The 20,258-nt window shown below is 68.0% G+C and carries 19 protein-coding genes and 3 pseudogenes; 10 read left to right on the top strand and 12 right to left on the bottom strand.

Annotated elements, in window-relative coordinates; all coding sequences use genetic code 11:
• Positions 1 to 365: 365 nt before the first annotated feature.
• The gene (locus tag OIE74_RS27915) at positions 366 to 878 is read right to left on the bottom strand and encodes a nuclear transport factor 2 family protein (RefSeq protein WP_329388386.1); all 513 of its coding nucleotides are present in this window, start codon (positions 876 to 878) and stop codon (positions 366 to 368) included.
• A gap of 72 nt (positions 879 to 950) precedes the next feature.
• Between OIE74_RS27915 and OIE74_RS27920 the strand changes: the two genes are divergently transcribed.
• Entirely contained in the window at positions 951 to 1,274 is a 324-nt protein-coding gene (locus OIE74_RS27920; protein ID WP_329388388.1) for an ArsR/SmtB family transcription factor, read from the top strand.
• Between the two features lie 295 nt (positions 1,275 to 1,569).
• On the opposite strand, the gene OIE74_RS27925 is transcribed toward OIE74_RS27920, so the two are convergent.
• Positions 1,570 to 2,409, bottom strand: a complete 840-nt coding sequence (locus tag OIE74_RS27925; protein WP_329388390.1) for a helix-turn-helix transcriptional regulator — start codon at positions 2,407 to 2,409, stop codon at positions 1,570 to 1,572.
• 205 nt (positions 2,410 to 2,614) lie between these two features.
• Positions 2,615 to 3,163 carry an alpha/beta fold hydrolase gene (locus OIE74_RS27930; protein WP_329388392.1) on the bottom strand — a complete coding sequence of 183 codons (549 nt, stop codon included), beginning with the start codon at positions 3,161 to 3,163 and terminating at the stop codon, positions 2,615 to 2,617.
• Between the two features lie 150 nt (positions 3,164 to 3,313).
• Between OIE74_RS27930 and OIE74_RS27935 the strand changes: the two genes are divergently transcribed.
• Positions 3,314 to 4,336, top strand: coding sequence for an AraC family transcriptional regulator (locus OIE74_RS27935; protein ID WP_329388394.1), 1,023 nt, complete (start codon positions 3,314 to 3,316; stop codon positions 4,334 to 4,336).
• 62 nt (positions 4,337 to 4,398) lie between these two features.
• Complete coding sequence (locus OIE74_RS27940) at positions 4,399 to 4,632, top strand: hypothetical protein (protein WP_329388396.1); 234 nt, start codon at positions 4,399 to 4,401, stop codon at positions 4,630 to 4,632.
• Between the two features lie 337 nt (positions 4,633 to 4,969).
• On the opposite strand, the gene OIE74_RS27945 is transcribed toward OIE74_RS27940, so the two are convergent.
• From OIE74_RS27945 to OIE74_RS27955, 3 genes are read right to left on the bottom strand one after another with little or no spacing between them, the layout of a single operon-like run.
• Positions 4,970 to 7,180: a xanthine dehydrogenase family protein molybdopterin-binding subunit gene (locus tag OIE74_RS27945; protein WP_329388398.1), complete on the bottom strand. Its 2,211-nt coding sequence runs from the start codon at positions 7,178 to 7,180 to the stop codon at positions 4,970 to 4,972.
• The gene (locus OIE74_RS27950; protein WP_329388400.1) at positions 7,177 to 8,154 is read right to left on the bottom strand and encodes an FAD binding domain-containing protein; all 978 of its coding nucleotides are present in this window, start codon (positions 8,152 to 8,154) and stop codon (positions 7,177 to 7,179) included. The genes OIE74_RS27945 and OIE74_RS27950 overlap by 4 nt, the downstream gene beginning before the upstream one ends.
• Positions 8,154 to 8,663 carry a (2Fe-2S)-binding protein gene (locus OIE74_RS27955; RefSeq protein WP_329388402.1) on the bottom strand — a complete coding sequence of 170 codons (510 nt, stop codon included), beginning with the start codon at positions 8,661 to 8,663 and terminating at the stop codon, positions 8,154 to 8,156. The genes OIE74_RS27950 and OIE74_RS27955 overlap by 1 nt, the downstream gene beginning before the upstream one ends.
• 503 nt (positions 8,664 to 9,166) lie before the next feature.
• Between OIE74_RS27955 and OIE74_RS27960 the strand changes: the two are divergent.
• Positions 9,167 to 9,826, top strand: a pseudogene (locus OIE74_RS27960) (IS5 family transposase); the annotation flags it as partial.
• Between the two features lie 9 nt (positions 9,827 to 9,835).
• Here OIE74_RS27960 and OIE74_RS27965 read toward each other — a convergent pair.
• Positions 9,836 to 10,780, bottom strand: a complete 945-nt coding sequence (locus OIE74_RS27965) for an SDR family oxidoreductase (RefSeq protein WP_329388404.1) — start codon at positions 10,778 to 10,780, stop codon at positions 9,836 to 9,838.
• A gap of 316 nt (positions 10,781 to 11,096) precedes the next feature.
• Here OIE74_RS27965 and OIE74_RS27970 point away from each other — a divergent pair, with 316 nt between their 5' ends.
• The 3 genes and pseudogenes from OIE74_RS27970 to OIE74_RS27980 form a co-directional block, all read left to right on the top strand.
• Positions 11,097 to 11,978, top strand: coding sequence for a helix-turn-helix transcriptional regulator (locus OIE74_RS27970; RefSeq protein WP_329388405.1), 882 nt, complete (start codon positions 11,097 to 11,099; stop codon positions 11,976 to 11,978).
• Between the two features lie 409 nt (positions 11,979 to 12,387).
• Positions 12,388 to 13,608, top strand: a complete 1,221-nt coding sequence (locus OIE74_RS27975) for an XdhC/CoxI family protein (RefSeq protein ID WP_329388407.1) — start codon at positions 12,388 to 12,390, stop codon at positions 13,606 to 13,608.
• 214 nt (positions 13,609 to 13,822) lie between these two features.
• Positions 13,823 to 14,224 (top strand): annotated as a pseudogene (locus OIE74_RS27980) (IS481 family transposase); the annotation flags it as partial.
• 600 nt (positions 14,225 to 14,824) lie between these two features.
• Here the strand turns inward: OIE74_RS27980 and OIE74_RS27985 are convergent.
• Positions 14,825 to 15,685, bottom strand: coding sequence for a helix-turn-helix transcriptional regulator (locus tag OIE74_RS27985; protein WP_329388409.1), 861 nt, complete (start codon positions 15,683 to 15,685; stop codon positions 14,825 to 14,827).
• 154 nt (positions 15,686 to 15,839) lie between these two features.
• Here OIE74_RS27985 and OIE74_RS27990 point away from each other — a divergent pair.
• From OIE74_RS27990 to OIE74_RS28000, 3 genes and pseudogenes are all read left to right on the top strand, one after another.
• Positions 15,840 to 16,186, top strand: a pseudogene (locus OIE74_RS27990) (SDR family oxidoreductase); the annotation flags it as partial.
• Between the two features lie 201 nt (positions 16,187 to 16,387).
• Entirely contained in the window at positions 16,388 to 17,488 is a 1,101-nt protein-coding gene (locus OIE74_RS27995; RefSeq protein ID WP_329388413.1) for a Kelch repeat-containing protein, read from the top strand.
• A gap of 94 nt (positions 17,489 to 17,582) precedes the next feature.
• Positions 17,583 to 17,705 carry a hypothetical protein gene (locus OIE74_RS28000; protein ID WP_329392593.1) on the top strand — a complete coding sequence of 41 codons (123 nt, stop codon included), beginning with the start codon at positions 17,583 to 17,585 and terminating at the stop codon, positions 17,703 to 17,705.
• A gap of 70 nt (positions 17,706 to 17,775) precedes the next feature.
• Here the strand turns inward: OIE74_RS28000 and OIE74_RS28005 are convergent, their stop codons facing one another.
• The 4 genes from OIE74_RS28005 to OIE74_RS28020 form a co-directional block, all read right to left on the bottom strand.
• On the bottom strand, positions 17,776 to 18,381 hold the full coding sequence (locus OIE74_RS28005) for a response regulator transcription factor (RefSeq protein WP_329388415.1): 606 nt from the start codon (positions 18,379 to 18,381) through the stop codon (positions 17,776 to 17,778).
• Complete coding sequence (locus tag OIE74_RS28010; protein ID WP_329392466.1) at positions 18,378 to 19,619, bottom strand: sensor histidine kinase; 1,242 nt, start codon at positions 19,617 to 19,619, stop codon at positions 18,378 to 18,380. The genes OIE74_RS28005 and OIE74_RS28010 overlap by 4 nt, the downstream gene beginning before the upstream one ends.
• Positions 19,620 to 19,621: 2 nt before the next feature.
• Positions 19,622 to 19,834 (bottom strand): hypothetical protein, encoded by a 213-nt coding sequence (locus OIE74_RS28015; protein ID WP_329388417.1) that lies wholly within the window; start codon positions 19,832 to 19,834, stop codon positions 19,622 to 19,624.
• Between the two features lie 174 nt (positions 19,835 to 20,008).
• A complete protein-coding gene (locus OIE74_RS28020; protein WP_329388419.1) occupies positions 20,009 to 20,188 on the bottom strand; it encodes a hypothetical protein in 180 nt (59 codons plus the stop codon).
• Between the last annotated feature and the right edge of the window lie 70 nt (positions 20,189 to 20,258).

The raw sequence follows: 20,258 nt of genomic DNA on the forward strand, positions 1-20,258 counted from the left end.
CTTCCCGAGCGGAACTGTGACCGGCGAGCCCCGGATCGGGATGCTTTGAATGCCGGCTCCACGGCCGGGGACGGACCACGGCGACGGGTAAGGGAGGAGACCCGGGCAGCTCCCCGATCGCCTCGCCGCAGGCGGACAGGATCCGGTCGCGCTGCCCGGCGTTGAGAGAATCGACGCCGGTCACAGGTTCGTCGGCCGACGCGCTCGTAACGGCTCCGCGGCAGCTGGTGAACCTGCGGGGCGAGGTGGGACTGACACTGTGTCGCCCACACGGAGTGGCCAGCAGCACCCGCGGTCAGGGGTTCACTGGATGTGTGATCCGAGCCCCTGGCTTCCGCCCGGCATGAACGTGGATACGGCTCAGCTCAGACGCCCGACACCATCTTGGGGTTCGCGACAACGGGGAACGTGTGGAAGTAGAGCTGCTCCACGCGACGGTAGGAGATCCTCCAGCCGGCGGGCGTACGGACCCAGTCGTCGTGCCAGTAGCCCACGGCGAACGTGTTGCTGGACCCGTCCCGGTTGGCGTGAGTGTGCATGTGCGGAGCGATCGAGTGGGCGGTGTCGCCGTCAATCGTCACCGTCGCGTGTCCTTCGATGTGCTGCCACGCGTTGAAGGAGAAGCCCAGCCCCTCGGTGCCGCCGACGAGGTCCTCGCCACGCATCAGCTCGGTGTACTCACCGAGTCCGAAGACTTTGGCCCCGGCGTCGGTGGCGTCGATCTTGGCGTCGGGGGTGAAGAGCTCGCCCCACTGAGCGAGCACGTTGCCGTCCCCGCTGTCCGCCTGATGCAGGTCCTGGCCCAGTCCATAGAGGGCGACCTTGTCCTGAATCTCGATCCGGTCGAGCAGGTACTGGATGCGGTCCTTGTCAGCCATGGTGAAGCCTTCCTCTAATGTTCCGAGTTTCCAAGTGCTTGGAAATAGGAATGCTACGCTAGCATGGGTCGCATGACGCGCAAACCTCGGACATCGACCCCCATGCCGATCCCCAGCCTGGCCAAGGTGTTCGAAGCGCTTAGCGACGAGAGCCGACTCGCCATCGTGCAGTTGCTGCTCGATGGCGAGTCGCGCACAGCCGGTCAGATCGCGGAATCGGTCTCGCTACCGGCGTCAACCTGCTCGTATCACCTCTCAAAGTTGCTGAACGCAGGCATAACGGTGTGCAGGGTTGAGGGGACGCATCGCTTCCCCGTGCTGCGCCGCGCGGAGCTCGACGACCACTTTCCCGGACTCCTTGACCTCATCCGGCAGGGCGCACCCGTGCGCGCCTGAGTGGGGTCGGGGGCTGGAAACGGGGCCCTCTACGCCGAGCAGGCGACAGCCGAACCAACGAACCTGAAACCCCGTCAACCCGCCCTGACCAGCTGATCAGCACCTCCCGCGCAACGTGCGCCCGTCGCCGGCTCCTGCTGGCGATCGAGGTTCAGGACACACGACAGCGTGGACACCGAGATCAAACTCCTCAGGGGCAACCCGCCAAGACGTGGGTCGGGTCCTCCGTTCGGTGGCAGCCAGGACCAGACCATCCGCCCCCTCGGCGGATGGGCCCGGGGCCGGGAGCGGAGCGTCATGGCAGTGCCGGGGCGCCGAGTGCGGACAGTCTCTGCAGCTTTTCGTGGCTTTCGCTGCCGGGAGTGGCGGTGTAGACGAGCAGCACGTGCGAGTGGCTCGGGTCGAGCAGCCGCTGGCAGTTCAGCTCGAGGAGGCCCATGTCGGGATGGACCAAGCGCTCGTTGTCGCGAGGGTGGACGCCGATCTCATGGTTGTTCCACTGGCGCCGGAACTCCTCGCTCCGCGCGAGGAGGAGATTGGCCAGATGCGTCGCCCGGGATCCCGGCCCGCGGAGGGTGACGAGCCGACGCAGGGCCGAGGTGTGCATCCGGGAGAGGAACGCATGCTCCTCGGCCGCGCGCAGCGCGCGGGTGGTGGGGTCGGTGAACCACCGGTAGCCGAGGCTGCGGGCCGGGCCGCTGTAGTGGGTCGTGTCCCCGGTGAGGGCGACGCTCATCGGGCTCTGTCGCAGCGTCTCACCGAGTTCGGTGACGATCTCTGCGGGGGTGCCAACGAGGTGGTCGAGCACCCGCAGCAAGCCGGGGGGAATGTGTTCGCTGTTGGTACTCCGAGCGGATGGGCGGTGGCCGGCGAGGCGGAACAGATGGTCGCGTTCGTCGAGTGAGAGGTGCAGGCCCTGGGCGATCGAGGCGATCATCTGCTCGGACGGCCGGGGGCCGCGTTCGCGTTCGAGTCGTGCGTAGTAGTCGGTCGACATGTGGCACAGGTGCGCGACTTCCTCGCGCCGCAGCCCGCTGGTCCGGCGTCGTTGCCCCCGTATGAGGCCGACGTCCTCGGGTTGCAGGGACTCCCGGCGGTGGCGCAGGAACTCGGCCAGTCCGGTTCTATCGATCAACGTTGCCTTCCTCGGATCCAAGGCACGACTCGTCCTCCCGGCCTTGGCGGGCGGACGAAGTGAGCAGCTCGTGGTCGCGTGTTCGGCCCGGCCGGCACGAACAGGTTCGGGAACCCGGCGATCGTCGTCCCGAGGAATCCGTCCACGCCGGTGCGCCGGTTGCCGGTGAGCGCCGGTGTGGTGTCCGGCTCAGAGGTCGGCGACATCAGGCATGCAGTGGCGACGCGCAGCGCGCCAGATGGGACCGCACGTGGTGCAGCCACTCGGCGGGGCGCTCGAAATGGAGGCCGCGGCTTGCGCCGGGCCCCTCGACGACGAGCTGAGCGTTCGGGATCGCGTCGGCGACCACACGGGCCTGCCGCGGCGGAGTGAAGACGTCCTGCTCACCGACCAGGACGGTCGTCGGTCGTTCGATCCCTGGCAGCCGGTCGAGGGCCTCGTGGGCCGGGTTCGCCGCCCACTGGTGGGCGACCGCTCGGATCTGCGCGGCGATCTGCGGGAACAGCGGTAGGACCGATACGGCGAGTGAGGCCATTGACACCGGCTCGGTGTGCGGCGGGGAGGCGCCGATGCCGCGGTGGTCGTAGGTGATGATCTGACGGTCTGCCGCGAGGCTGTCGATGATCGTGGGCGCCCAGTGTTCGACCGAGGTGCTGGTACCGGTCACGAGCAGGACCGGTTCCCCACCGCTGTGGGCACGGCCGTGGACGTCGTAATGGAGGTTGACGGCGTCGTCGATGCGGAGGGAGGGCACGTCGTCGTTCGCCTTTCTCGGCGGGGCTGAACTGCAGGATGCCGACCCACCAGACGCTAGTGACGGCCCAGGGGCCGCCCCAGGACATCCCATGCCGAGGTATTGTCATTTTCAGCCACCAGGCCCGGTGGCAGTAGGTGGGGAGCGGGCATGCAGATCGATCTCCCGATCAGCGCGACCAGTGTTCGGCTGCTGACCGAGCTCGGCGCGGAGTACGGGCTGCCGCTCGCCGACTGCCTGGCCGGCACCGGCGTCGATCCGGCCGAGCTGCTGGACCCGGAGGCCGAGGTCACCATCGGCCAGGAGTTCGCGGTGGTCCGCAACCTCCAGAGTCGTCTAGGGGCTGAGCAGCCGGGGCTCGCGATGGTGGCCGGAAGCCGTTACCACGTCGCGATGCACGGTGCATGGGGCCTGGCCATCGCGACCAGCCGTACCGTGCGGGAGGCCGTCGACGTCGGAGTACGCTACGGCGAGCTGGGCTGGGTGTTCGTCAAGTTCTCCTTCGCCGAGGTCGACGGCGAGGCCGTGCTCAGCATCGACGGCGAGCACATTCCCGCCGATGTGCGGACGTTCCATATCGAACGCAACAGCGCTGCGACCAAGGCCTTCATCCGCGACGTCATGGGCACCGCCCTGCCGTTGACCGCAGTGCGGTTCCGGAACCCGGCACCTGCGGACATCACCCGATACACCGACCTGTTCGGAATCACGCCGACCTTCGACGCCCCGGACAACTCGCTCAGCTTCGACGCCTCCTACCTCGACCGACCGCTTCCGCAAGCCAACGAGTGGGCCTGGCGCAACTACGAGAAGGTCTGTCGTGAGCTGCTCGACCGTCGACGGGCCCGCGCGGGTGTCGCGGGTGCGGTGCGGGACGCGCTGCTGCGCAGGTCCGGGGTGCTGTTGTCCCTCCCGGAGGTGGCGAGTGAGCTGGGGATGAGCCCGCGGACGTTGGCCCGCAGACTCGATGCGGAGCAGACCTCGTTTCGGGCGCTCACCGACGAGGTCAGGCAGACCCTGGCGGAGGAGCTGCTCGGGACCGACATGACGACCCAGCAGGTCGCCCAACGCCTCGGCTACACCGAACCGTCGAGCTTCGTTCGAGCGTTCCGGCGCTGGACCGGCCGTGCCCCGCAGGCCGACCGCAGGGAACGGCCGGCCCGCCGGCCGTGATCCACACCGGTTCGCGGCTCACCGACGACGCGATCAGGAAGTCGCGACTCGATCGCCATTGCATGACTGCGTCGGCGAGGTCGTCCGCGGGATCGGAACGAGACGGCGAGACGGCGAGCGACGGAGGTGGCCGTGTCTCAGTTCTGGGCCGGAAGGACATCGGTAAGAAGAACCACCACGCGGTGGTGATCGACGCGGACGGCAAACGGCTTCTGTCGCGGCTGCCTCGACCTGCCGCGTGTTCCCGCCGCGCCGCCGCGTGCCGCGCCGCCGGCTTCCACAGCGACACCAAGTGAGGGGAGGGGATCGCGTAATCGGTCCCGTCGGATTGCGCCGGCCAGTCATCTTCCCCACCCGCAGTCGGCCGGGGCAAGCACAGAGCTGATTCGGCAGGAGTCTTCCTCTTCCTCTGCCGTCCGCTTTCCCGCTTCGCGGCGGGGTGGATGTTGACGTTGCCGTTTCGCTGCCTCACCAGACCGCCTTGGACGCCTTCGACGGCTGGCTCTCAGCAGCCCACCAGTAACCCCAACAACCGTGGTAACACCGTTCGTTCGACTGAACCGGGGCCTGGCTCCCCCCTCTGGCTCGCTGGTCAGCGCTTCCCGAATACTGGGATGCCGACGAGAGCCATCGTCAGTCGAGGAGTTTGTCGAGTGTGATGGGCAGTTCACGGATTCTGATGCCTGTGGCGTTGTACACGGCGTTGCCGACGGCGGCTGCCGAGCCCACGGTGCCGAGTTCGCCGACCCCTCGGGCCCCTTGGGGGGTGTAGATGGTGTCGGGGTGGTTGAGCCAGTGGACGTCGAGGTCGGGGATGTCGGCGTTGACGGGGACGAGGTAGTCGCCGAGGTTGCTGGAGGCCAGTCGTCCGGTGGCTTCGATGGGGTTGGTTTCGAGCAGGGCGTGGCCGATGCCGAAGATGACGCCGCCGATGATCTGGCTGCGGGTGGTCTTGGCATTCACTACTTGGCCGACGTCGACGACGGTGGTGAAGCGGTTGATGCGTGGTTCGCCGGTGTAGCGGTTGACGCGTACTTCGCAGAAGTGGGCGCCGAAGCCGTGGTAGGCGTACGAGCCGTCGTCGGTGCGTGCTTCTGAGCTTCCGACGGCCTCGACCCCGGATGTCCGTGTGACCTTGAGGAGGGTGGAGAAGCTGATGGCGTCGTTGCTGTGCGTGCTGAGGAAGCCGTTGCGGTAGCGGACTTCGTCCGGTTCCTTGCCGTGGAACGGTGAGTCCGGATGGGTGGTCGCTGTATCGACCAGAGCCTTGATCGCCGCCTGCGCCGCGGAATGGATGGCTGGAGTCGTGCTTCCGGTGGCGGACGAACCGGCCGCCGCGGCGCCAGGGGGCAGGTCGGTGTCGCCCAGAAGGGGTGTGATCCGGCGGACCGGGATCCCGAGCTCGTCGGCGGTGAGTACGGCGAGTGCGGTGGTGGAGCCGGTGCCCAGGTCGGAGGTGGCGGAGGCGACGGTGACGGTGCCGTCGTCGTGGAAGCGGATGCGTGCGCTTGCGGGCCCGCGGCCGGCCGGGTAGATGGCGGTGGCCATTCCTGTGCCGATCAGCCACTGGCCTTCGGTCCGGCTCCGGGGGCGTGCCCGCCGCTTTGACCAGCCGAATCTCTTGGCGCCGACTTCGTAACACTCCCGTAGATGCTTGCTCGACCAGGGGTGCGTGGTGCCGGGCACGACCGTGGCGTAGTTCCGTAGACGCAGTTCCAGGGGGTCGATGTTCAAGGCGACGGCCAACTCGTCCATGGCCGTTTCGACGGCGAACGCGCCAGGTGCTTCATTGGGGGCGCGCATGGCCCAGGTCGGAGATATGTCCAGGGGGACCACGCGCTGGTCGATGGCGAGGTTGGGCGTCTTGTAGAGGACTGCCGAGATGTCATCGGCCGGCCTTGTGGGCCACCCGCCAACAACCGGCATGGCGGCGTCGGTTTCGTGGCTGACGGCGTTCAGGGTGCCGTCGGCGAGAGCGCCGAGCCGGACGGTCTGGGTGAGCGCACCGCGGTGGCCCACGACCGTGAACACCTGCTCCCGGGTGAGCACGAGCTTGACGGGGCGCTCCAACTCGCGAGCGGCCGCGGCGGCCAGTGTCGCATCACTCCAGCAGATAACACGGCTGCCGAACCCGCCGCCGACATAAGGGCAGATGACACGCACCCGGTCGGCCGCGACACCGAGTTGCGTGGCGAGGGACAGCGCATGCCTGGCCGGAAACTGTGATCCGGTGTAAGCCGTCAAATGACCATCCCGCCATACGGCGACGGTGGCGTGCGGTTCCATCGCGACGTGGTGCTGAGCGGCTTGCGGGAAGGTGGCCTCCACGGTCACCGTGCTGGCGGCCAGGGCCTCGTCCAGGGACTTCACACCCGGCGCGAGCAGCGTCGAGCGTGCGGGCGGTGCGCCCGGTCGCCCAGGGGCACTGATGCCCGGACTGCCCGCGGCGAGCGAGACGTTGGGGTCCTCGCTGTCGTAGCGGGTGACCACGAGGGCGGCAGCGTCACGGGCCTGTTCGAAGCTGTCGGCCATGACCAGGGCGATGACTTGTCCGCGGTAGCGGACGGTACGGTCCTGCAGGGGCGAGAAGTTCTCAGGGTAGCCGGGCAGCGGCGCGTACAGCTTGAAGGTGCTGAACGGTGTGTAGACGGCTACGACGCCCGGGGCCCGCAGAGCGGCCTCGGTGTCCATCTCCCGGATACGGCCGCGGCCGATGGTGCTGAGGACGACGTAGCCGTACGCCATGCCCGGCATGTTGTGGTCGGAGGCGTACTGGGCTCGGCCGGTGACTTTCGCCGGTCCGTCGACCCGGTCCGTCTCGCCTCCGAGGATTCCGCTGGTCATCGGGCGCCTCCCACAGTGATCAGAGCACGCACCAGGGTGCGCCGCAGCAGTTCGACTTTGAACTCGTTGTGAGCCAAGGGACGTGCTTCCTCAGTGGATTGGGCCGCGGCCGCCTCATACGTGGCTTCGGAGGCCGGCTTGCCGATCAGCGCGCTTTCCACCGCGGGCAGTCGCCACGGTCGTGTTCCTACGCCTCCGACGGCTATCCGCGCCTCGTGGATGGTGTTGCCCTGTATCCGGAGCGCCACGGCGGCGGAGGTGAGAGCGAACTCGTAGGACTGCCGGTCGCGGATCTTGAGGTAGCCGGAGCGTGTGGCCTTCGCCAGTGGTGGGACGGTGATCGCGGTGATCAGCTCCCGGGGCCGCAGGCGATTCTCGAGATGCGGGGTGTCGCCGGGCAGGCGGTAGAAGTCCTGTAGTGCGGTGGTGCGTTGGCCGCCTGGACCGTACACGTGGAGTTGGGCGTCGAGGGCCACGAGGGCCACCGCCACATCACTGGGATGGGTGGCCGCACAGGACGTGCTGGTGCCGAGGATCGCGTGCCCACGGTTCTCACCGTCGAGCGCGGGGCAGCCGCTGCCGGGTTCTCGTTTGTTGCAGGGCATCGTGGTGTCGCGGAAGTAGCCGCACCGGGTTCGCTGCAGGAGGTTTCCACCCATGCTCGCCATGTTCCGCAGCTGCGGGGAGGCGCTGAGCTCCAATGCCTGGGAGATGACGCGGTAGCTGCCACGCAGCAGGGGATGGGCTGCGACGTCGCTCATGCGCTCCAGTGCACCCAGGAACAGACCGTCCCGGTCGTATCTGATGCCCTTGAGCGGGAGCCGGTTGATGTCCAGGACCTGCTCGGGTGCCATCACTTCGAGCTTCATCAGGTCGACCAGGGTGGTGCCACCGGCCAGGTACCGGGTGTTCTCGGTGGCTCGGTCCACGGCGGTGCGCAGACTGCGGGGGGTGTCGAAGACGAAGGCACGCATCAGCGCATCTCCTTCCGGGCGTCGGTGATGGCTGCTCTGATGCCGGGATAGGCGCTGCACCGGCAGATGTTGCCGGACATGTGTTCACGGATGTCGTCGTCGCTGTCGGCATGTCCTTCTTCGACGCAGGCGACGGCGGACATGATCTGCCCCGGTGTGCAGAAACCGCACTGGAAGCCGTCATGGGCCACGAACGCCTTCTGCATGGGATGGAGTTCACCATCGCTGGCGAGGCCCTCGATCGTGGTGACCTTCTTGCCGTCCAGCGTGGCGGTCAGCGTCAGACAGGACACGACTCGGCGTCCATCGACGTGCACGGTGCAGGCACCACACTGCCCGCGGTCACAGCCCTTCTTCGTCCCGGTCAGGTCCAACTCTTCGCGCAGGGTGTCCAGAAGCGTGGCGCGCGGATCCACCTCCAGCTGCTGCGTACGGCCGTTGATGCTCGCGCGCACCGTCACCAAGCCTTCCGACCTCGCCGGCGCAGCGGATGCCGACTCGCCGGCCACTACGGTTCCAGCGACCACGGCTCCGGTTCCGCCGATGAAGGTGCGGCGAGAAAATCCACGGGGCCGACGCTTCTTCCGGGACTGTGATGCCACATTCTCCTCCAGTATTTCTCCGCACTCCCGCCGTGTAGCGGCAGGAGTGGCGATGCGGAAATTTGTCAGCTGCGGTGCCCGACGTCGTGGATGAACGGCGGGGGCCAGGGGCGAAGCCGATGGTTATGAAGACCACCGGAAGCGTTCTCCTCGCAGGCCGTACCGAGGCGATCAGCAGTGTGAGCCGCCCCGGCGAGTCTGAATCAGATGCTGCACTCGAGCGCTCCGCTTAACCAGGGTCTGACGATCCACCTGTGACTGGGCACTATCCGGGACGCGCCGTTTCCATCCGAGCGCCGCTACGGCGATGGCCCCAGCAGACTCGTGACCGACGTAAGGAAATCGCCGGTCTCGATCAGGCCGGCGATCACTGGGGACGTTCATTCGTACGCGGGTGGGGAGCTGAGGTCGTACGCCGACAGGGCCGCACCTGGCGGCAGTTGCCGCCGGTGTTCGGACCGGCCTGGCCCACGGTCTACCGGCGGTTCGCGCAGTGGTCGGAGGCGCGGGTGTGGGCCCGGCTCCACCGCGTCGTCCTCGGCGAACTCGGTGCTCGGGGCGAGCTGGACTGGTCGCGGTGCGCGATTGATTCCGTCAGTGTCCGGGCGGCAGAAGGGGGCCTTGACGGGACCGAATCCGACCGACCTCGGCAAGTTGGGATCGAAGATCCACCTGATCACCGATCGCGGCGGCCTGCCGCTGTCTCTGGGGATCTCCGGCGCGAACACGCACGACAGCTAGGGCCTCGTACCGCTCGTGCGCGGTATCCCACCCATCCCGCCCCGCCGCGGCCCCCGCCGGCGGCGGCCGGCCAAGCTGCACGGCGACAAGGGCTACGACTCGACCACTTGCGCCGATGGCTCCGTCAGCGTGGCGTAAACCCACCGCATCGCCCGCAAGGGCCGTCGAGTCCTCGTAACGACTGGCCGCCACCGATGGGTTGTCGAACGAACTGTCTCGTGGCTGGCTGCCGTCGCCTCCACCGCCGCTACGAACGCGAGGCCGAGCACTTCCTCGCCTTCGTCGGCATCGCAGCCACACTCATCTGTCACCGCCGACTCACCAGATGAGACGACGTCTTAGCCGTTCGGGATCGAGACCTGTGTCAGCTGTTCGGAGATGCGCCAGATGCGGTGGGCCTGTTCGGTGCTGTGAAGGCGGGAGTAGAGCTGCTGTTCTCCGGGAGGGCCGCCCAAGTGCCCGAGTCCGCCCGGCCCGTAGAACCCGCCGCGCTTGGCGTCGGGAGAGGTGGCGGCGTAAAGGGCAGGGAGCTGTGCGGTATCGACGGTTCCGACGAGGATGCCGAGGGCGGACATGGCCCGGATCATGCGTACGTTCAGGGTGTCTTTGTCGCGGCCGGCTTCGGGCTGTGCGGCGAGGAGGTTTGTGGGGGCGATTCCGGGGTGGGAGAGATTGCTCGTGATGCCCCAGCCCTCCCTCTGGCTGCGACGGTCGAGTTCGAGGCCGAAGAGCCCGAACGCGATTTTCGACTGGCTGTAGGCCTTCATGGCGTCGTAAGAGCGCGACCAGTCCAGGTCGTCCCAGTTGATGGAGTTGCTGTTGGCCGCGACGCTGATCTGCGAGGTCACACGGGCGTGGCCGACGCGCAGCAGCGGCAGCAGGTGGGCCACCAGGGCGAAGTGGCCCAGGTGGTTGGTGCCGAACTGGAGCTCGAATCCGTCGGTGGTTGTCTGCCGGTCGGGCGGGGTCATCACGCCGGCGTTGTTGATGAGGATGTGGATCGGCCGCCCCTCATCGAGCAGCGTCCTGCCGAGGGCGGCGACGGACGCGAGAGACGACAGGTCGAGCTCACGGAGCGACACGTCCGGGTCGGGACTCGCCCGCCGGATCGAGGCGAGTGCCGCCTCGCCCTTACGCGGATTTCGCACAGGCAGCAGCACTTCGGCCCCCGCCGCGGCAAGTCTCGTAGCGATCCCAAGACCAATCCCGTCACTTGCCCCGGTTATCACAGCACGCTTCCCGGACAGGTCGGGCACGGCGATATCAATATGCTTGCGTGACAATGTCCACTCCAGATAGTTGTGTCGTTGCCCCCACTGTGGTGGAAGACGTCGGCGTTATTCAGGGCTGCCCGATCCACTGATGCGGGAGTCCAGGTTCCACCAGGTCCGCAGCTGGAAAGGAACGACCGCCGATCCTTCGGCGAGGCCGAAGGTCGGTCTGTGGCGTCGGTGAAACTTTCTGGTGCCACAGTGGACTCTGCTGTTTGTGAAGATATCCGCCGGTTTGCAATCAAGCCTCAGGCGGCGCTGCGGCCGCGTCAATACGCGAATGGGGGGATCAACAGTCCGTGGATGCCGAGATCTGCGGAGGGTACAAATGATCTTTGAAGAAGGCACACTGGTGAAAGAGGTACACATAGTGATCGACCGGACCGGTCTGGCGGAGTTCCTCCGGCTCCGCCGGGAGTCGCTGCAACCCGAAGACGTCGGTCTGCCGCGCGGACGCCGCCGTCGCACCAATGGGCTACGACGAGAGGAAGTGGCCGTCCTCTGCCACATGTCGACCGACTACTACGCGCGGCTGGAACGAGGGCGCGGCCCTCAGCCGTCCGAGCAGATGATCGCCTCCATCGCCCAGGGACTCCACCTTTCCCTCGACGAGCGCGATCACCTGTTCCGGCTCGCCGGACACACCCCACCCACGCGGGGCGCAGACAATGAGCACATCAGCCCCGGCCTGCTGCGTATCCTCGACCGTCTGCAGGACACTCCCGCGGAGATCGTCTCCGAGCTCGGCGAGACGCTGCGGCAGAGCCCGCTGGCAGTCGCGCTCACTGGCGACCTGACGGTCTTCAGCGGCCCGGCTCGCAGCCTCGGCTACCGATGGTTCACCGACCCCGCCACGCGACAGCTCTACGCCCCTGATGACCAGCCATTCCTCACCCGCATGTTCGCCTCGGGCCTGCGAGGGGTGGTCACGCTGCGGGGCCCAGGTTCTCGCGCGGCCCACTACGTCGACCTGCTGCTCGCTGAAAGCGACGAGTTCCGGGAGGTGTGGAACGACCACGAGGTCGGCATCCGCCCCGACGAGGTGAAGCGCTTCGTCCACCCCGATGTCGGCGCACTGGAGCTGACCTGCCAAACACTCTGCGCCCCCAATCAGTCGCATTTCCTCATCGTCTACACCGCCATTCCCGGCAGTGAGAGCTACGAGAAGCTCCAGCTCCTGTCGGTCATAGGGCCGCAGGCGCTTCGCTGAGGCGCTCAGTCCCCATGGGACAACATGACCAACCTGACAGCACCGTGTCGCCTGTCACCACCTGCGCGTACCACCGATCGTTGCCGAAGTTCCCTGCTGGAACAGAAGCCTGAGGGCTGCGGCTATTCGAAGCACCGGAAGTGGATAGTGGACATTCAGAAAGCATGCGAGATGATCGGCCTTGCCGGACCGTTCAGCCCGAGCGCTGTGGCGCCGGCACTCGCTGGTCGGACGCCGGCCGAACGGAGCCACTCCGGTGCGCAGTTCGCCGAGGTCGCCTTCCTCACGGACTGCCACGACGCGTTCCACGCCGATGACGTGTCCCAAATGCCGTGTGGCATGCGACAGGTCCGCGGCATCGGCAGCTGCCGGTCCATCCGGTCCCGGTCTCGGCGAGGGGAGTCCTCAAGTGCTTGACATCGCCTCGCAGTTGACCGAATGGCTGGCCGACGGCCGGGCCTTCGCCGTTGCCACGGTCGTTGGCGCGAGCGGCAGCGCACCGCGTGGCCCGGGCGCCGCACTCGCCGTGGACGCCGACGGCACGGTCATCGGCTCGGTCTCCGGCGGGTGCGTCGAGGGCGCAGTGTACGAACTGTGTGCGCAGTCGCTCGCGGACGGCGAGCCGATACTCGAACGGTTCGGGTACAGCGATACGGACGCCTTCGCCGTGGGGCTCACCTGCGGTGGGGTGATCGACATCCTGGTCACTCCGGTCGGCGCCGACGCGCGGGAACGGTCCTTGTTCGCCAAGGCTGTTCAGGCGGCCGCCCGGGATGAGGGTGTGACCCTCGCCCGGGTGCTGCGCGGGCCGCGCGAGTTGGTCGGCCGCGCCGTGGTGGTGCGCGCGGAGGGCGCGTACGAGGGGACGTTGGGCGGTTCGGATGGGAACGCTCTTCCGCGCGACGGCGGCCTTGCACGCACCGTGGCCGACGAGGCCAGGGCGCTCCTCGACGCCGGCCGCACCGGTACCGTCGAGCTGTCCGAGGACGGTTCGCGCTGCCCTGGCGGGCTCACCGTGTTTGTGGAGTCGAGCCTGGCGGCGCCACGGATGATCGTGTTCGGCTCCATCGACTTCGCGGCCGCGCTGGTGCGGGCGGGCAAGTTCCTCGGCTATCACGTGACCGTGTGCGACGCGCGGAAGGTGTTCACGACGCGGGCCCGCTTCCCCGAGGCGGACGAGATCGTGGTCGACTGGCCGCACCGGTATCTGGCCCGGACCGCGGTCGACGGGCGCACCGTGCTGTGCGTGCTCACCCACGACTCCAAATTCGATGTGCCGCTCCTCGAGCTGGCGCTGTGGCTGCCGGTTGCCTATATCGGCGCGATGGGGTCGCGGCGCACGCATGAGGACCGCAATCGGCGGCTGCGGGAAGCGGGCGTCGGGGAGGCGGAGTTGGCGCGGCTGCGGTCGCCGATCGGGCTCGATATCGGGGGACGTACGCCCGAGGAGGTCGCGGTCTCGATCGTCGCGGAGCTGGTCGCCGTGCGGTACGGACGCGGTGGGGGGCCGCTTAGTTCGGCGGCGGACGTTTCGGTGCCTCGCTTACCGGCGCCGGCCTCGCCCCGCCACCTGTCAGCCGTCGACCAGCGCCAGGTCGACCGACGAGTCGACGGCGGCGTCGGCTTCTGAGTATCCCCGAAGGTCCGCCGAACAGGGCCTGGTCAGGTAGGTCGAAGAGCTGGCCGTCAGGGCCTAGGTGTATTGATCACGGGCGGTGTTGAAGCTTGTCGGGTTTTGAACATGGCGAAGACCTCCGGTGTGGTGGGAGCTGTCTAGGGTCTCCCGGGCCACCCGCCCACAAGTGGATGCGGCGGTGGCGGGCCGAAGGCCCGGCCGGGCTCGCCACGGCATGAACCGGCTGTCCTGGCTCGACCGTCCCGCCGACGAGCCGATCAGACGCTATGAACGCGCCCGGCCGGGCGAGCTGGTCCACGTCGACATCAAAAAGCTCGGCAACATCCCGGACGGCGGCGGACACCGGATCACCGGCCGACAGCAGGGAGCCGCGAACGAACAGGCCACCACCCCCCTGCGCAGGAACTGCCATCCCGTGATCGGCTACAGCTGCATCCACTCCGCCGTCGACGACCACTCCCGCCTGGCCTACAGCGAGATCCTGCCCAACGAGCGCACGGAGACCGCCGCAGCCTTCTGGCAGCGGGCCCACACGCTCTTCGCGGACCACAACATCACCGTCGAGCGGGTGCTGACCGACAACGGCGCCTGCTACAAAGCCTTCCTCTGGCGCGAGGTAACCGCATAGCCGCTGGGCACGCCCGTCGCGCGGCATGTGCGCCAGTGCGTCGAGGTGTGTCGAGCGTGGATGGTGATTGGTGACCATCATCACCTCAGCCGTCGCGATCGCCGGAGAACCGGTGTACACCATCACCTGTTGGACCGGCGAGGCGTCCTGCGTGGAAGGAGCGAAGGGACCGCTGATGAGTGGCGTCGGCCGGATCGGTATGGCCGGCGACACCGCCCGCCCTGACTGGACCTCTGCGGCACCTCTGGCTTGGGCCTCTTCGGTGATCAGGTTGAGCGTGCCTCGTTCATCATCGTCACCCCAGCGGCCCCAGTTGTTCGGATCCATGCAGTTTGTAACTGGTCTGTACGCGCCCGACAGTTGGGGCGGGTGTGCCGACTGCCGAGCGGTCGGCCGACGGCCCTCGCCAGCCGGAGAGTTCTCAAGCCTCTGGCACCAGCGCCGCTTCGGCGTGAAGCGGCTGTGCACCATCCTCGGCATCGCCCGATCGAGCTTCTACTGCTGGCGCAACACCGCAGCCGCGAGGGCGGCCCGTCAGGCAGCCGACGCCCAACTCGCCGGGCCGGTACCCACCGACCACTCTCAGTATGTCGGTTCGACGATTTCCTGGGTGCCGATGACCGCAAGCAGGTCGAGTAGGTCGGCGCTGCCCGTACCGACCGCGGGAGTGAACCAGAGCAGCCGCTGCCTGCCGTCCTCACTGAACAGGTTGAGGCAGTTGACCTCGATCAGTCCGAGCGCAGGGTGGTTGAGGCGTTTGCGGTCATCTCGCCGGAACGCAACGTCGTGCTCGGCCCACACGGCAGCGAATTCGGGGGAGACGTCGAGCAGCGCGCTGATCATCGAAGTGGCTTCGACATCCTTGTCAGCGCGCCTAGCGGCGGCTGCACGAAGGTCGGCGACGAAGGTGCGGGACTGACTTTCGTGGTCGGCTTCTGGATACAGGTGCCGGGCGCCCGGGTCGGTGAACCACCGGTAGAGAAGACTGGCCCGGGTGCCGCGAAAGTCGGAGTGGTCTCCGATCAGCGCCACCGCGAGCGGGTTCTGCACGAGGGTTACGTGCAAGTCGGTGATGAGTTGTGCAGGTGTCGAGGTCAGGCGACTGAGGAGATCGAGCATCCCGGGGTGAATGTGTGAGGCGGCTCCGCCGTGCACGGGCACCGGGCGGTCCGCGAGGCGGTACAGATAGTCGCGTTCGTCAGCGGTCAGGCGCAGGGCCCTCGCCAGCGCGGCGATCATTTGCTCGGACGGCTGAGACCCGGCTCCGCGTTCGAGTTCGTTGTAGTAGTCCACTGATGCTCCGGCGAGCTGGGCGACCTCTTCGCGGCGCAGCCCGGGCACCCGGCGCCGAGGCCCTGAAGGAAGTCCCACGTCGGTCGGACGGATGCGTTCACGCCGCGAACGCAGAAAGGCACCCAGCTCAGCGTATTTTGCAGAACCCATACCACCATTTTGCACTTGCTGAGGGCAGGAACCCAGGGGATGACATCCCCTGGTTGCGTTGGTGGGCGCCGTGCATCGTGGAGGACATGACGACGAACGAGCAAGCTCGTGAACCTCCGGCCGCGCGGGTTGCCATCGTCACCGGCGGATCACGGAGCAGGAATTCGGCGGCGTGGATGTCGTCGTGAACTCCGCCGGCCGATTGGTTTTGTCACCCATCGCCGACCTCGACCTCGCTGTGCTCGACGCTGTGCACCGCACCGATATCCGCGGTGCTTTCGTCGTTGCCCAGCAGGCGGCCCGCCGACTGCGAACAGGTGGCTCCCTCGTGGTGCTTACGACCTCGGTGGTCGGCACTCAGTTCCCCCTCTACGGCGCGTACGTAGCGAGCAAGAGCGCCGTCGAGTCGATCACGCTGATCCTTGCCCGCGAGCTGCGCGGACGGGACATCACCGTGAACACGGTCGCCCCCGTCCCACGGCCACAGGGCTGTTCCTCGACGAAGTCGTCGACGCCGGCTGCGGTGTTGCCAGCAACGTGGTGACCGCCGCCATGCTCAACAGCGACGCCTGACACCACCACTCTCAGTGGCTCCTACGCCCCGACCATGGACCACGACAGGCATTCTGCCGACCGCACCACTCACTCAATCACCCGAGTCATCACGGCTACCGATATCCAGTACCTATCAAGGGAGTTGTCTTGAAGAACTGGCCGTCCCTCCTCCTCGGAGTGACCCTCGTCGTCGCTCCGATCTCGCAAGCTCACGCACATCAGGGCCAGCATGAATCTCCTACGCCGACCGCGCAGGCAACGGTGCCACCACAAGTTTCCTACGGGAAGGGCTGGCGACCGCTGGCAACGATCGCCGGCGGACCACGGCAGGAGCACGGCCTGGCCGCCGTCGGCAGCAAGGTCTACGTCATCGGCGGCATAACTCCTGACGGTACCGGCGCTGTCAGTACCACGAGACACGTGGAGGTTTACGACACAGAACGCGGTACCTGGGCGAGCGCCGCCCCCCTGCCGGTCGCGATGAACCACCCGAACGTTGCTACGGTTGGCGGAAAGATCTACGTCATCGGCGCACTGTCCGGCGGCGCCAGTTGGCAGGCGTTGCGTGACAGCTTCGTCTATGACCCCCGAACGAACGAGTGGACGCGGCTGCCGTCCGTGCCCGTGGGCCTTGAGCGGGGGAGCGCCGCGGTAGGCGTGCACGGCGGCAAGATCTACCTTGCTGGAGGCATGCGGACTCTCACGCCGGGGCCGGGAGGGCTTCAGGACACCGTGGACACGGTGTCGTCATACGACGTGCGCACCGGCCGGTGGCAGAGGCTGCCGAGCCTGCCAGAAGCCCGTGACCACGTCGGCGGGGCCATTGTCGGCACCAAACTCTACGTGGTCGGTGGCCGTGACCGGGGGCAGGTGAACGTGCGCGACACCGTCTACATCTACGACCTCCGCTCGGGCCGCTGGTCCGAGGGGGCGCCCATGCCGACAGCCCGAGGCGGCCTGGCCTCCGCTGTCGTCGGCACGAAGATCTACACCTTCGGAGGCGAGGGCAAGCACGACGGCCACAATCCCAACACCGTATTCGACGAGACCGAGGCGTACGACACGGTCCGGAACAAGTGGCAGCGACTCGCCCCGATGCCTGTCCCGCGCCACGGAACGGCGGCCGTCGCCGTAGGCAGCACTATTTTCATCCCAGGCGGGGGCATCGCAGCCGGAGGCAGCCCCGTGGACGTCAACGACGCCTACGCTGTTCTTGATCTAACGGCCCCGAACGGTGTCTCGAACTGAGTCGCTCACCTGGGGATTCGCCGGACGCAGGGGCGGCCTTCGTCTGATCATGTGCTCCGACCAAGGTGCACTGACCAAGACGAAGGCCGTGAGAGTGAGTCCGGATCCGGTGGCGCTGACCGAGGGCTATGCGCTGGCTTTCCGGACCGGCACGGGGCTGCTGCTCGTCGCGGCGGTGCTGATGGCCTTCTGGCTGCCGCGCCACTCGGACACGTAACGACCACCGGACACGAACGGCCACTCGGACACGTAACGACGCGTCATGCGGCGGGAGTTGGCTCGGACGCTCAGAGCCAGCCCTGCCGGCGCGCCGCGCGTACGGCCTCCATGCGGTTACGGGTGTGGGTCTTGCCGATCGCCGACGAGAGGTAGTTCCGTACCGTCGACTCGGACAGCCGCAGCTTCTCGGCGATGTCGGCGACGGTCGCCCCGTCCACGGAGGCGTTCAGCGCGTCCCGCTCGCGCGCGGTGAGCGGGCTCGGCCCCGCGCTCAGCGCGGCGGCGGCCAGCGCCGGATCGACCACGGTCTCACCCGCGAGCACCCGCCGGATCGCCTCGGCCAGTTCCTCCACGGGCCCGTCCTTCACCAGGAACCCGGCGGCCCCCGCCTCCATGGCCCGGCGCAGATAACCGGGCCTGCCGAAGGTGGTGAGGATCAGCACCCGGCAGTCGGGGACCTCGTCGCGCAGATCAACGGCGGCGTCGAGTCCGCTGCGGCCGGGGAGTTCGATGTCGAGCAGCGCCACGTCGGGGCGCGCGGTGAGCGCGGTGCTGACGATGGTGTCCCCGGTGGACACCTGGGCGACCACTTCCATGTCCTTCTCCATGCCGAGCAGCAGTGCGAGGGCGCCGCGCATCATGCCCTGGTCCTCGGCGAGAAGGACTCTGATCATGCCGGTTGCCCCGATTCCGTCGGTGAGACTGCCAGTGACGCAGGGGCTGAGGATGATGCTTCCGCCGCGGGATCCACCGGAAGCAGCGCTGTGACCCGGAAGCCTCGCCCCGCCGGACCCGCGGGCCCCGCTTCGAGCGAACCGCCCGCCGCCGCCAGCCGCTCGGTGAGCCCCTTCAGGCCCGTCCCCCGGCCACGCCTGCCGCTGGCGTCCGCGCCGTCGTTCACGTCCTCGGCCGGTCCAGAGCGTACGCCGCGACCGTTGTCCGTGATCACCAGCCGTACCTGTTCCGGCGCGCCGTCCACCGTGATCTCGCACCGGCTCGCCCCGCTGTGCCGTACGGCGTTGGTGACCGCCTCCCGTACCACCCAGCCCAGCAGCGCCTCCGTACGCGGCCCCAGCGGCGGCCCCGACTGCCGTACGACGGGCTCGATCCCGGCGGCGGTCAGCCCGGAGCGCGCCCGGTCCAGCTCGATCGAGAGGCTGCTGTCGCGGTAGCCGGTGACGGCCTCGCGGATCTCGGTCAGCGCCTGCCGGCCGACGGACTCGATGTCGGTGATCTGCGCCAGCGCCCCGTCCATGTCGCGCGGCGCGAGCCGGCGCGCGGCCTCCGACTTCACCACGATCACGGACAGCGTGTGGCCGAGCAGGTCGTGCAGGTCACGCGAGAACCGCAGCCGCTCCTCCTCGACCGCCGAGCGCGCCAGCTCCTGCCGGGTGGCGCGCAGCTCCGTGATCGTCTCGGTCAGGGCCAGGATCGCCGCCGTGACCAGCATCGACATGATCGTGGCGTACGCGATGGCGATCGCGCCCCAGCCGTCGTGAACCGCCGCGACGACCGCCACCACCAGCGTCAGCGGCACACCGGCCAGGGCGAGGGCCCGGCCGCGCAGCACGGTGCCGCAGGCGAGTCCGAACAGCGGGAAGAACAGCAGCCAGCTGCCGCCGTACGCGCCGCCGAGGCCGAACGTCATCACAGCCATGCCCCCGAGCGCCCACCAGGTGTCGGGACCGCGCCGCCGTACCGGGTCGAACGCCCGGAACACCACCTGGATGTAGAGGGTGTTGAAGACCAGCAGACCGGCGCCGCCGAGCCAGGGGCTCGGGGTGTCGCCCTGGACCAGATTGGAGAGGGAGCCGAGGCCCAGCAGCAGCCACGGCAGCATGGCGAAGCCGGAGGCCCGTCCCGGGCGGCGGTGCCCGCAACGTGTCTTCTTCGGATGCACGCTTATCTTCATGCTCATGCCGTCCTCGCGGATTCGCGGTAGAACATCACAGCGTACGAACCGAACGCCGTCAGCCATCCGAGAAGTACGGTGACTGTCGCCGTCGCGGGGGCGTGTCCGTCGGTGGTGGCCGAGTCGAGTTCGGCGAAGCCGTGGGCGGGCCCGGTCTCGCGCTCGGGATCCGCCGGCGGTGCCGGTGCCGGTGCCGGTGCCGTGGGCTGAGTCATGCCGACGACGCTACGGAGAGGGGGCGGTCCTCCGGCAGATGCGCATGTACGGATTCCGCCGGTACGAATGTCCTGCCCTTGGCGGAGGTTTTCCGCAGTCGCCGGACGAACGCCGGACGAACGCCGAACGGGCCGCCCGGCAGCGGGCGGCCCGTTCGGCGTTCGAAGCGGGTGCTACGACGTGTGGCCGCTCTGCCCGTTGTCCCCCGGGCGGCGGTGGCGGCCGTGGACCGACGACTGCGAGTCGTCCGTCGCGGCGGCCCCGCCCCGGTGTTTTCCGTGGCTGGTTTCGTCCCGGTCGCCGACCGCCTGCTGCGGACGGTTCTGGGCCGTGTCTGTTCGGCTTTCAGACATGTGGGAAGTCACCCCGTTGGATCGCTGATGGCGCTGATGTCGCCGCTTGCGTGGCACACGGGGGCCGGCC

It is taken from the genome of Streptomyces sp. NBC_01716, assembly GCF_036248275.1.
Lineage (GTDB): Bacteria > Actinomycetota > Actinomycetes > Streptomycetales > Streptomycetaceae > Streptomyces.